The organism is Odoribacter laneus YIT 12061 (assembly GCF_000243215.1).
Taxonomy (GTDB): domain Bacteria; phylum Bacteroidota; class Bacteroidia; order Bacteroidales; family Marinifilaceae; genus Culturomica; species Culturomica lanea.
Window position 1 is genome coordinate 1,163,050 of the sequence record NZ_JH594596.1, and the last position, 13,325, is coordinate 1,176,374.

The 13,325-nt window shown below is 38.9% G+C and carries 10 protein-coding genes; 6 read left to right on the forward strand and 4 right to left on the reverse strand.

Annotation, left to right across the window (positions count from 1 at the left end):
• Positions 1-161: 161 nt before the first annotated feature.
• Positions 162-1,343: a carboxypeptidase-like regulatory domain-containing protein gene (locus tag HMPREF9449_RS04900; protein WP_009136133.1), complete on the reverse strand. Its 1,182-nt coding sequence runs from the start codon at positions 1,341-1,343 to the stop codon at positions 162-164.
• Between the two features lie 184 nt (positions 1,344-1,527).
• Between HMPREF9449_RS04900 and HMPREF9449_RS04905 the strand changes: the two genes are divergently transcribed.
• Together HMPREF9449_RS04905 and HMPREF9449_RS04910 are read left to right on the forward strand one after the other, a co-directional pair.
• Positions 1,528-2,178 (forward strand): hypothetical protein, encoded by a 651-nt coding sequence (locus HMPREF9449_RS04905; protein WP_009136134.1) that lies wholly within the window; start codon positions 1,528-1,530, stop codon positions 2,176-2,178.
• A gap of 7 nt (positions 2,179-2,185) precedes the next feature.
• Positions 2,186-2,554: a hypothetical protein gene (locus HMPREF9449_RS04910; protein ID WP_009136135.1), complete on the forward strand. Its 369-nt coding sequence runs from the start codon at positions 2,186-2,188 to the stop codon at positions 2,552-2,554.
• Here HMPREF9449_RS04910 and HMPREF9449_RS04915 read toward each other — a convergent pair.
• Positions 2,546-3,829 carry a DUF2851 family protein gene (locus HMPREF9449_RS04915; protein WP_040611218.1) on the reverse strand — a complete coding sequence of 428 codons (1,284 nt, stop codon included), beginning with the start codon at positions 3,827-3,829 and terminating at the stop codon, positions 2,546-2,548. The genes HMPREF9449_RS04910 and HMPREF9449_RS04915 overlap by 9 nt on opposite strands.
• A gap of 218 nt (positions 3,830-4,047) precedes the next feature.
• Between HMPREF9449_RS04915 and HMPREF9449_RS04925 the strand changes: the two genes are divergently transcribed.
• The 4 genes from HMPREF9449_RS04925 (at position 4,048) to HMPREF9449_RS16395 (ending at position 9,887) form a co-directional block, all read left to right on the forward strand.
• A complete protein-coding gene (locus HMPREF9449_RS04925) occupies positions 4,048-4,935 on the forward strand; it encodes a hypothetical protein (RefSeq protein ID WP_009136137.1) in 888 nt (295 codons plus the stop codon).
• A 37-nt stretch (positions 4,936-4,972) separates the two neighbouring features.
• Complete coding sequence (locus HMPREF9449_RS04930; RefSeq protein ID WP_009136138.1) at positions 4,973-6,640, forward strand: formate--tetrahydrofolate ligase; 1,668 nt, start codon at positions 4,973-4,975, stop codon at positions 6,638-6,640.
• Between the two features lie 105 nt (positions 6,641-6,745).
• Positions 6,746-7,933, forward strand: a complete 1,188-nt coding sequence (locus HMPREF9449_RS04935) for a metallophosphoesterase (protein WP_009136139.1) — start codon at positions 6,746-6,748, stop codon at positions 7,931-7,933.
• Positions 7,934-8,024: 91 nt separating this feature from the next.
• Positions 8,025-9,887 carry a SpoIIE family protein phosphatase gene (locus HMPREF9449_RS16395; protein WP_083833156.1) on the forward strand — a complete coding sequence of 621 codons (1,863 nt, stop codon included), beginning with the start codon at positions 8,025-8,027 and terminating at the stop codon, positions 9,885-9,887.
• On the opposite strand, the gene HMPREF9449_RS04945 is transcribed toward HMPREF9449_RS16395, so the two are convergent.
• Entirely contained in the window at positions 9,884-11,701 is a 1,818-nt protein-coding gene (locus HMPREF9449_RS04945) for an LTA synthase family protein (protein ID WP_009136141.1), read from the reverse strand. The two genes, HMPREF9449_RS16395 and HMPREF9449_RS04945, sit on opposite strands and share 4 nt — an antisense overlap.
• A 38-nt stretch (positions 11,702-11,739) precedes the next feature.
• On the reverse strand, positions 11,740-13,287 hold the full coding sequence (gene dnaB / locus HMPREF9449_RS04950) for a replicative DNA helicase (RefSeq protein ID WP_009136142.1): 1,548 nt from the start codon (positions 13,285-13,287) through the stop codon (positions 11,740-11,742).
• Positions 13,288-13,325: the final 38 nt, after the last annotated feature.

Genomic DNA, 13,325 nt, shown 5'->3' on the forward strand with positions numbered 1-13,325 from the left:
TTTTCCTGTGTTATTACGATTCTAAAAGAGGCGTTATAGCTCGGTTACGGTAATGCCGTCAAGCTATATCAGCTTTTAATAAGGGTAGTTTGCAGCTTCATCCTTTTCCAAAGGCACTCCTCTTCCAAAATCAAAAGATTGACGTTTATCCTATTTCATTTTTAGTCTTCCTGGAAATATACCGTATAATTTTCCCAAAAATCTCTATTCGTCTCTATATCTTCATAATACATCCGGCCTTGGAAAACTTCCGGATTTGTTGCATTCAGCCGGGTAGTCACATACTGCATCCGTCCATTTTTATTCTTCTCCCCTTCTTTATATGTATATTGAATGGTTATTCCACTAAGGAAATAAGCAGAATTTAACTTCTTATAATTTGTAATAATTGTCATTTTTACATTTTCCTGTTTCGGCGAATCAATTGCCACCAAATTTCGTCCCAAAATATTGAAATCCTTAGCAGAAATATACGTCACATTTTTTAATACAGCCAAATCTTTGAGATGAATATAAATTTCACCGCTGTAACTTGTAACGGAAGCGTCTCCGGAAGTAGATAAAGCAGGTTCACTGACTTCGTAAGCAATGACCTGTACGGAGTCGCCCTCGTATAATATACGTCCTTTATTTTTCAACTTATAATCCCGGGCATTGCTGATATCTAATACGTTCCGGGTATTCCGGATGATATCTGCCGTTAGGATATCGTCAAAATAATTCAACCCATCAGAAACCTTTCCTGTATCTTCACTTCTGCGGACTTCCCGAAAACGATAATTCAAATCCTTAAAAGCAGTTTGTACATCACTTCTCTTATATCCGGTACGGTCATAAATCTCCACAATAGCTTCTTTCGTACGGGCCGGTTGATCCTCTTCCGAAGTCATATATTCGAAATAACCTTCATAATTATAAGGTTTCGAGAGGTAATTCTTACCGATATTTTCTACAACCTGACGTATCATTTTCTTATATACCAGCGATTCGGCATACACATCTACTTCTCCGATACCGTAAGTAACGGGCTTCAATGCTATTCTCATGTTCTCCTCTCCTTTTACGTCTTCTACATTCATTTCATAAGAAGTATACCCCACTACAGATACCCGGACTTTATATTTTTCTAAACTAAGCGGTAACAGCAGTTCGAAATTTCCATCCATATCGGAAGCTACCCCTGCTACAGTTCCCAAAACTCCCAAATTTGCAAACGGAATCGGTTCCCCGGTAGTTGCATCGACAACCACTCCTTTTATCGTTATTCTATTGTCTTCCTGAGCAGAAAGAGTGGAAAAAATCCCGAAAAGTAATATTATTAATGAGAGAAGCTTTTTATCCATAGCAATTCTATTTTTTATTTATATATTTGCCCCAAAGTAAATAATTATAATCATTAAAACCAAAGCTATTTCGGGAATAGTAAAAATTAAAACGGTAAGAATCTTTCCTATGCTTTAGCATCTCCTCAGAAAGTAATTCTGACAGGAAAGTCTTCTTCAATACTGAAAATAAAATTATAAACATATGAAACGGAAGGCATTATACATACTCGGATTCTCCATTTTATCCCTTTCACTTACTTCTTGTGTCTCTAAAAAGAAATTTGACGAATTGGCCAGAGACAAAAGTATGGTAGAACGGGAAGCAGCACAATTGAAAACCGATAAACGTAACCTGGAAAAGAAATTGCAGGAAAACAAAGATGAGTTTAACAAAGTACGTTATCAGCTGACAGAAAATAATGCAGCCAAAGATAAGATCATTGACGATTTATATGGTAAACTCCGTACTGTAGAAAGTAAACAAAGTGAACTGAAATCCGAATTGAACGAAGTATCGGATCAGATGAAATATACTTCCCAAAGCAAAGAACAAAAAATCACTTCTTTAGAAAACAATCTGAAAAGAATTACAGCTGAACGCGATAATCTGAGAAAAGAAATTGCCGATTTACAAAACAATCTGGAATGGGAAAACCGCCAATTGAAGAATGAAATCGAAACGGCTAAAGCAAATTTACTTACCCGTAACAATGAAAATGCCCAACTCAAGAAGCAATTGGAGGAAGCGAATAAAAAATTGGCTTGGATCCGGAAACAAAAAGCTGCCGGCGATGCAGAAATTGAAAAACTCACCAACCAGGTCAACCTTTTGAAAAAAGAATTGAAAATGTAAGGGGAATATGCTTTATATCATCCTAGGAATAGCAGGGCTACTGATAACAGTTGCCCTGTTTACTTTTCTTTTTAAACGTAAAAACACGGCTCCAGAAGAAATCCATGCTCCAGCCGAGGGATGCTGTGGAGCGCATGCGATTTGTGAAAAAGGACTGAAAAAAATAGAGACACATATCGAATATTTCGAGGACGAAGAATTGGATGCTTTCCGGGGTATTACAGCCGATCAATATACAGATGAGCAGATCGATATATTCCGGGACATACTTTATACACTCCAAAAAGAAGAAGTAGCCGATTGGCTGATTAGTCTGGAAAAAAGAGGTATCAATTTACCGCTGATTCTCCGCCAGGAAGCCTTGGATTTATTGTGATCCGAGGCATAAATTCTTAAAAATCTGCTTTCCGATACGACATTGCAGACAACGATGAGGGTCACAATAAACTTTTCTCAATTGTATTAAAGCTTGTGTCTGCATAGCAGAATCGAATACAAATCCTTGTTTCTCCCATGCCCTTATAATATAATTATTTTCCGGCCTTGTTTCTTCCAACCAATCCAAGGCTTTTTCCGTCCATTTTTCTTCTCCCCGTTCTTTACCGTAAATAAATAAAAAAGGGATAATTGCATTAATCAGAATTATTTTCCGGCTTTCCTCCCCCAGCTTTTTTATCTTATACGGCGACTCTTTTCCGAAAATATAATGCGTTTCCCAATAAACAGAAGGCTGTACATCAAAAAGAAGTAACACTTCTTTCAGGCTTGAAGCTGACAGCACAGCTGACAGTAAACGACCGAAACGACATAACAAAGCCGCTAATAACGCTAAGCGTATTGTCGGAAAACCTTCCGGACGAATACGCATAAATTTCCATTGGGAAGGTTGCATCCTCCACAATTTATGTTTTTTCCGGAAGTACTGAAATTCTTTTTTTAAATTTGAAGTATACGGTTCGTCAGGAGCCGTTTCCAATAAACCGGAACACCCCAATAGCAAAGCTTCTACAAGATAAGGCCGGTCGATATAACGCAATAATATCTTATAAGGTAAATACAAAGCCAACTGATAAAAAGAATCCGAATTTACATTAGCAGACCAATATCTGCACAACAGACGATAAAAGCATTCTTCCCAATCGTTTTTAGTTTGAAAAAGAATTTTCCGGATATCATTCACTTTTCTTTCCAACCGTTCTATTGCCAAACTCTGTAAAGTCAGATAAAACCAGGGATCTTCCAGTAATTCCAATCGACGATAGCAAGCCGGTTGTTGCATCGTATCCCGCATATAGAGGTATTCATTGTATAAATAATCTGCGTATTCCAATTCGATACATTCGACTTCTGCTTTTCCCTGAGTATATACTCTTACATCATCTTCCCTGACGACAGAAAGGATTACATTATTATAAGCTTTATCTTTATGATGTCCGTGACGATACCAATCACTACTTTTCAAATGGATCTCAATATTGCCCGCTAATATGACATCCCCGATCCGAAGGCGGGCATTGAAAAAATCCGGACCGGCATCCCGGTTATAAGATCCCGGTTGTAAAATTTCAACCTTTTTACCGGTATATGTGGTCAGTTCTCTGTTTTTTAAAAGAGAATTCGCCCATATATAATGGAGAAAATCTTCTTTCATCACGCTGAATTTATAACACATACACAATTTACGTTAAAAAAATTCAAAAACAAAGTTTATAAAGGAGAAAATAAAAGCATTTCATTTATCCTTCTTACCATTTCAAGGTTATTTTTCATACCTTTGCACCTAAAGTCGGATATTTTTAAGTTAATATTCTCGAGGAAAATAAAGTAAATCTGAATAATAGAAACTAAATAATAACAACTGCTTCATTTATGGAAGAAAATAAATTTATTCAAAGTAAAAAAGACAAACGGCTGATGGTCATCATCGGTTGTCTTTCCGGTGTGCTGCTCCTCTTACTCGTATTCTTTCTGGTAGAATGGTCTCAAAACAGGAAACATATCGCTGCTATTCATGAAGAAAAAGAATTACTGGAACAGGAATTGACAGATCTCAGTACCAATTACGATAATTTGAAAACTTCTAATGATACCCTAAATGAAAAATTATTGGTTGAACAGGAAAAGATTGCTACCCTACTGGAGGAAATGAAAAAATTCAGGGACAATTCTTATGCAGAAATCAACAAATACAAGCGGGAAATCGGTACTCTTAAAACTGTATTGAGAAGCTATGTGGTACAAATCGATTCCTTAAATCGTTTGAACCAACAATTGGCTCAAGAAAACACAGAGGTAAAACAACAGATGAACTGGGTTCGGGAGCGCAATACAAAACTGGAAAATGAACAAAAAAATATGAAAAAAGTCATTGCCATAGCAGGTGCTTTGACGGTTGAAAATTTTGTAGTCGTTCCTATTAATAAAAAAGGCAAGGAGGTAAATTGGAAAAAATGTTTCCAGTTGCGGGCAGATTTTATCATCCCCAAAAACATTACCGCCAAACGGGGGAAACGCATCATCTATTTACGCTTGACACGTCCGGACGACAAAGTCATTGCTTTCAGCGAAAAATCTTACTTTAAATACCAAAATGCCACTCTTACTTATTCAGCCAAACGGGAATTCGAATACGAAGGAGAACGTCTGGAAATGTCCATATATTGGCCTAATGACGGAAGTCTGGTAAAAGGCAGATATACCGCAGACTTATTTTGCGATAATGAAAATATCGGAAGTACAGAGTTTTTCCTAAAATAGAATCGTCTTTTTAGAAACAAAATAGAGTTATAAAGCCATGACAGACATTGAAATAGCAAACACAATCCAATTAAAGCCCATTGGGGAAATTGCAGCGAAATTAGGCATAGATTCTGATATGCTGGAATTTTACGGGAAGTATAAAGCCAAATTACCCCTCTCTTTGATCGACGAAAATCGACTGCGAGAAAAGCATTTAATTTTAGTGTCTGCCATTTCGCCTACTCCTGCAGGAGAAGGAAAAACAACTGTTTCTATCGGCCTGACCGAAGGTTTGAACCGCATTGGTAAGAAGACAACGGTCGTACTCCGGGAACCTTCTTTAGGACCGGTTTTCGGTATCAAAGGGGGCGCTACCGGAGGAGGATATTCCCAGGTACTGCCGATGGAAGATATCAACCTGCATTTTACAGGAGATTTCAATGCTGTCGAAAAAGCACATAATTTACTGGCAGCTTTAATCGACAATAACATACAAAGTAAAACGACCTCCCTGGGGATAGATCCCCGTACCGTGACCTGGAAGCGGGTGATGGATATGAACGACCGCTCTTTACGCCACATCATTGTCGGTTTGGGAGGAACGGCTTCCGGTATTCCCAGGGAAACGGGGTTTGATATTACAGCAGCTTCCGAAGTAATGGCTATCCTTTGCCTTTCGGAAGATTTTGCTGATTTAAAAGAACGCTTGGGGAATATTTTTATCGGATATACTTACGACAAACAGCCGATATATGCCCGGGATCTCAAAGCGAACGGAGCAATGGCAGCCTTGCTCAAAGAAGCGATAAAACCAAATCTGGTTCAGACAATAGAAGGAAATCCCGCCATTATTCATGGAGGTCCTTTTGCAAATATTGCACAGGGAACCAATTCCATCATCGCGACCAAAATGGGTTTATCTTTATCCGATTTCGTCGTAACGGAAGCCGGCTTTGGATTCGACTTAGGAGCAGAAAAATTCTTCGACATCAAATGTGTTAAAGCGGGTTTAAGCCCCAGTGCAGTAGTACTGGTAGCTACTGTAAGGGCCCTGAAATATCACGGCGGAGTAAAAATGGACGCTTTGAAGGAAGAAAACAAGGAGGCTTTGCGAAAAGGAATGGAAAATCTGGAAAAGCATGTAGAGAACATGAAAAAATTCAACATCTGCCCGATTGTAGCCCTCAACCGCTTTGCTACAGACACAGATGCTGAAATTGAACTGATTGCAGATAAGTGCCGGCAACTGGAAGTACCTATGGAAGTGGCAGATGTTTGGGCACAGGGAGGAAAAGGAGCCGAAAAACTGGCCCGTCTCACGGCCAAAGTTGCAGAACAATGCGTATGTCGTCTGCACCCCCTTTACGATTGGAATTGGAGCATCGAGAAAAAAGTAGAAACCATTGCCAAGGAAATCTATGGAGCCGCTGCCATCGATTATACCAGTCAAGCTAAAAATGATCTGAAAAAAATTATCTCCTTGGGTTTAGACAAACTGCCCGTTTGTATTGCCAAAACTCAGAAATCCCTTTCTGATAATCCTAAATTGCTGGGCAGACCCAAAGATTTTATCGTAACCGTTCGTCAGATCGAAATTGCTTCAGGGGCTGGATTCGTCATCCCTATAACGGGCGATATTATGAGAATGCCCGGTTTGCCAGACTCCCCTTCTGCAGAACGCATTGATGTCGACAAGGAAGGGCATATTTCGGGACTTTTCTAAAATCATAATCCGGTATTTGAAAGAAGTATTTCAACCAAATACCGGAAAATTATCTTTTCCCTTCTAACGGATTTTTTCATTGTTCAATTTTGAAATAAGCTTACTATGCGTAGTAATATTTTAATATATTTAGTTGGTATATTATTTATAGTGTTAACAGATACTTTCTTATTTATTCAAATCAGAAAGTTTTTACGCAAAAAACGGGCTATCCTTTTTTATTTGATCCATAGTTTATTGTTTATTCTGGGTCTGACATTGTATCATTTTACAGTTCCCCGCCTCAAAGGACCTGAGAGTTATTACTGGATCGGACTGGCAATCGGTATCCTTTTCTTGTTCTATGCTCCGAAAGTTATTTTCATTTTATTGAATATTTTGGCCAGTATCGGAGGATTACTAAACCGTAAAATTCAAAAAATAGGACGCAAAATTGCGACAGTATGCGCCCTATCTCTCTTCCTGATCCTTTTATACAGTATGACCTGGGGACGTTACAATTTTAAAATGACTACAAGAGAAATCTGTTTTACAAATTTGCCTGAAGCTTTTCATTCATTTAAAATTGTACAACTTACAGATCTCCATCTGGGAAGCCTCCCCTCTCATTATCCGGGAATTTCCAGACTTGTTAAAGAAGTAAACGCCCTACATCCCGATCTTATTCTTTTTACGGGCGATATGGTCAATAATTTTGCTTCCGAGTTAGCTCCATGGACGGGCGAATTGAGTAAATTAAAGGCTAAATACGGTAAATTCGCAGTCACCGGCAACCACGATTACGGAAGTTATACCCGCTGGAGTTCCCCGGAAGAACAAAAACAAAATGGAATAGATTTTTTCCGGAATATGGAAGCTGCCGGATTCACAATGCTAAACAATACCCATCGTGCCATTCCTTTAAAAGGAGATACAATCTATATCGCAGGAGTCGAAAACTGGGGAAATCCGCCTTTCCCGCAGTATGGCAGACTAAAAGAAGCCATCGCCGGAATTCAGGGTCAGTTTATCATTCTCCTCTCCCACGATCCTTCTCATTGGCGTGCACAAGTACTGGACGAACCCATTCCCCTCACTCTCTCGGGACATACTCACGCCATGCAAATGGGAATTAAAATTGGAAAATACGAATGGAGTCCTGCCCAATATATTTACCCGGAATATGACGGATTGTATCAAAGCCAAAACCAATATTTAAATGTTTCCCGGGGACAAGGATATTTGGGATTCCCCGGACGAATCGGACTCAGGCCGGAAATTACAGTTCTCATTTTAACAAATAATTGCAAATAAATAAATAATTTATTAACTTTTTTATAAATTGCAAACTTAACTAAACTACTATAAAACTAAACTAGACTAATTTCAAATTGACTGATACACAATGAAGAAGTATACTTACAGGAGCTTTTCACAAAAACTGATTCTGTATCTTTTAATAGCGATGTTATGCATATTTTCACTCGTATTTGTATGCTTATATGCTTCTGCTAAAAATTTTACGCATACTTATATTTCTCATGAAATGAATGACTTAGCTTCAAACATTTGCAGAACCCTGAAACGTAAAATTGACGAAATCGAACAAATTCCCCAACTGACGTTCGGTAAGGAAGAAATAAACGATTCTACAAATTTCGATCATTTTCTTTCGAGAATGATAAATACCTACCCTTTTCTTACGCAAATCTCCCTTCATCATAATAATCGTACTTACTGTAAATCCAAGGGATCTGTTTCCCACGATATTGCAGAAAACAATGCAAACCTATCTGCCGACACCAAACAGATCCTTTATAAAAACTCCCGGGAAGGTTATTGGTATATAAAATCCCGAAATGCCGGCAACACTGTACTCTGTTATTGCGAACCCCTTCCTTCCTCTCTCAAACAAAATAAACCCGGGCATCTGGAACTTAATTTTTATTTAAAACATCTCACAAACTTTATCCAGGATATAAAGCCTTCTCCTTCCGGCTATATCTTTATTACAGATCAAGAGGGAAATTTTCTTATTCACCCGAAATCTGAAGTAATTCGTTACGGTAATCTGTTCCATTACCTAAAAGAAAAGCACATTAAATGTTGTGACAAAATAAAAAATTATCTGACCGCTGGAACAGGAAATAGCTATCTTACGAAGGAGAATACCCGTTATTGTATGTATTATCATACAGATTCGATATTTCATTGGAAGATTAACAGCATCTGTCCCTGTGAAGAAATTCAGAGCACTTCCGATAAATTCTGCTTATTATTCCTCTTCATTTTTTGTATAGGCTTTTTTACCCTACTCGGCATCATTATTTGGATTGTACGCCATTCCTTATTCCCTTTAGGTGAATTTACTAAAAATGTACATAATATCTGTAACGGAAAAAGGAATCTATTATTTCCAACCAATCCTCACAACAAGGAGCTGCAGGAATTATACGAATCTTTCGCTTATATGCAAAATAATATCACCTCCTATATCAAAGAGCTAAAGAGAACGACAGCAGAAAATGAAAAAATCACTACAGAAATTAATTTAGCCAGAAAAATACAAAAACGGTTTTTACCCAAACCCATCGATTTACCTCCTAATATTGAACTGTACGGAGAATTGAAACAATCCAAAAGTGTAGGAGGTGATTTATATGAATACTTTTTAATCGATAACCGCCTTTACTTCGCTATTGGGGACGTTTCCGGAAAAGGCGTCCCGGCAGCCCTCTATATGGCTTCCATTATCAAACTTTTCCGTTATGTAGCCAGCAGGCAAAATTCTACTGCTGAAATTTGCAATACAATCAATGCCCATATGTGTGATAATAATGAAGACGATATGTATGTAACGATGGCCATCGGAATTATGGATATAAATACAGGGGTTATCACGTTTACGAATGCTGGTCATCCCCGTCCTCTTATCATCCATCAGAACGGACAGATCCATACTTTGAATAAATATACAGATGTTCCTATCGGGATTCTCGAGGACTACAAATTTTCAGAATTTACGTATACGCTCTGCCAAGGATGCCAGATCCTCTTATTTACCGATGGTATTACCGACGCCGAAAACAATAACGGAAATTTTTTCGGACAAGGCAGGCTAATGGAATGTATCCAACAGGTGACAGACCGCTCTCCACAGTTTATCGTCTCTTCTATATTAAAAGGAATCCACAGTCATATCAAGGATGCAGGCCAATCGGATGATTTCACTATCCTTTCTATTTTATACAATGGGATTCCGAACTAATTGACGTCCTCGTCCAATACTTGCAGGTAAGCCTTTAATCGTTCATTATTTAAAGCCAAACTATCGCCTCTAAGATAGGTATTGTTTTTTAAATCGTAAATAGAAATTCCTTCCTGAGAAACAATACCCATAGCATTGGAATAGGAATAAAAAGCAAATGGAATAATATCTTCTGCCAGTAAATTCTTACTGTACCGATACCCGGAAGCATCCATTCCCAATTGAGCCAATAAGGTGGCTGCTATGTCAGACTGCGAACCGATAGTCGAAATAACAGTATCCTGTACATTTAATGCTCCTCCGGCAAACAATAAAGGTATATGAAAAGCTTTCGGCTCAAAAGGCTGCAAATCCCCTATTTTTATAGTACCATGATCTGCTACCAAAATAAACAGGGTATTGTCCCACAATCCAGATGCTTTACATTTACGAATAAAATCACCGATACAAGCATCGCTGTAATAAATGGCATTTAAAAATCGTTTTTCTTCCGAACTACCGGTTATACGGGTTTCCATAGGTACTTCAAAAGGTTCGTGGCTACTCATATTAAAAGCCATATACATAAAAGGTTGAGGAGCTTTTTTTATATCTTCAAAAAGACGTTCGAACATATACTCATCGTGTATTCCCCATTTAAATCGTTCTTCCTGAGCTTTTCCGGAGAAATCATCTTCTGTCACCATCTCCTGAAAACTCATCGTAACATACGAACGGAACCCTCCAAAATTGATATCTCCCGCATAATAAAAACGCGTATGATAACCATTGGCTTCCAGATCTTTCGAAAAACGAGGGCGGGCAGCCGTCTTATTCGGGTATTTCAATAAAGAAAAATTCGGGTGAGAAGGATAAGCACTGATCACTCCTGCCATTCCCCGGTCAGATCGATTCCCGACAGCGTAAATATGGGAAAAAAGTATACCTTCTTTTGCCAACTGATTCAGATGCGGGGTTACCCCCGGTTCTCCTCCCAAAGCTTCTATTGCATTTGCAGTAAAACTCTCCAATAAGAGAAAGACAATATTGGGGCGGGGATTCTTTAAGATCTGCTTATACGCACCTTCTTGCCGGATCAAAGTATCCACGATTTCGTGCGCTTTCCCGGTCGGCATATATTCGAATTTTTTTTGTCCCTTATTCATGTGAAGCACTTCGTAAATAAAATTCCATACCGGATTGATGGCCGCTTGATTGGCAAACATACTGGTTTTATGGAAAAAGACAAAGCTTGTATTCATCGGGGCTACGTTAAAGCCTCCCCGTACCGGAATAATCATCAAGGCGCTCAAGATTAAAAAGAGAGGGACTTGTCCCCATGAACCGGATTTATAATGATAAGGCCGGGAAATAAAACGGTAATACAAGTAATAACTGCCTGCAATCAGAACAACTAAAAACAATAGCAATCCTATAATCCACCCATTCGGCAAAGACGCCAAAGCTTCCTTCGGAGTCTTTATATACAATAAAGGAGTGGAATCGATATGATATCCCCAATTTTTAAAAAGTTCCAGATCTACCACTACCACTGTCCAAAACAAGATCAATAGTATAAATGTCAATACGGCAAAACAGCTCTTAATGATGGATTCCCGAACGAAGGGAGTAAATGCCGTAATCAGGCAGGCTAACATCATAATGTATCCTCCCAATGAAAAATCCAGCTGTAGTCCCCGGTAAAAGATTTGAAAATAATCCGTAACCTGTAGAGCATCTCCTTTTTCATAAAGCAAAAAAATGACTTTTGCAAGGATAGATAATACGATCCAAAACAAATAGTATTTCACTAAAAACCAAATCTTTGCACGCATAGAACAGTATATTTAAATTCTTTATACAGACAATCTTGTTAAAACGGAGCTTCCCCCGGAATAATTCCGGATTCAAATGATTTTCCTCCTTCCTCAAAACCGGAATCCAAAGAAGGGACTGGTTCGTCATTCAATTTGGAACTATAGGTGCGGGTTACCAATTCCCCGGTTGTCGTATCCGAATGAAAAGGAGTCGCCATTTCCAGATCACAGAATTGCGTCAGTTCGCTTCTGAAACGCAATTGTATTTCTCCCACAGCTCCGTTACGATGCTTGGCAATAATAATATCTGCTATACCTTTTAGGCTATTGCCCTGCGCATCTGTCATGATACCGTATTTTTCAGGACGATGGATAAACAATACCATATCAGCATCCTGTTCAATCGCTCCGGATTCCCGCAGATCGGATAACATCGGTTTTTTAGCATCCCCCGTTCGCAATTCTACACCACGATTAAGCTGGGAAAGGGCAATGACCGGTACATTCAATTCTTTAGCAATAATCTTCAATTGCCGGGAAATCATGCTGACTTCCTGCTCCCGGTTTCCCCTCATGTCTGCACCTGCTGTCATCAGCTGAAGATAATCGATAATGATGACTTTGACGTCGTATTTTTGCTTCAATCTCCTGCATTTTGCCCGTAATTCAAAAATAGACAGAGCCGGAGTATCATCTACATATATGGGAGCAGTTATCAACGTTTTAATTTTACTGTGCAGATGTTTCCATTCATCCTCCGTCAGACGCCCATTTTTTATTTTTTCGGAACCCAATTCTGTCTCACTGGCAATCAGACGATTGACCAACTGTATAGAAGACATTTCCAAAGAAAAAACAGCTATCGGTTGTTTATACGACACAGCCATATTCCGGGCCATTGAAAGTACAAACGCCGTCTTTCCCATAGCCGGACGGGCAGCAATGATTACCAAATCAGAGTTTTGCCAACCGGAAGTAACTTCATCCAATGCCGTAAAACCAGAAGGAATACCGCTGATCCCGTCCGGTCGTTTTGCTGCAGCTTCTATTCCCCGGATAGCGTCTTCTATAAGGGGAGCTATCTCCGTTGTATCCTTGCGAATATTACCGTCTGCTATATCAAACACAGCCTTCTGAGCCTTATCGACCAAATCCGCTACATCTGTCGCCTCATCATACGCCATATCCTGCAACTCTGTACAAACACCGATCAGTTTCCGCTGTATATACTTTTGCACAATTATCCTGGCATGAAATTCAATATGTGCAGCCGAAGCCACTCGTGAAGTCAACTGAGAGAGATAATAATAACCTCCCACTTGCTCCAACTCTCCGTTACTCTTCAATTTTTCACTTACCGTCAGCAAATCCACAGGTTCATCATTGATAAATAACTGATGGATGGCTTTAAAAATCCGTTGATGTGCATCCTTATAAAAACATTCCGGCTTCAGTAAATCCCCTACAATGGCAAAAGCATCCTTTTCCAACATCAGAGCGCCCAATACAGCCTCCTCTAAATCTACCGCCTGCGGAGGCATTTTTCCGTACTCAGAAGGTAAATCCCTATAATTATTTTTTGTATTCTCGTTTTTTTTTGCCATAATTTTATTACAAAAACGTTTTCTTAGCTCCCACAAAG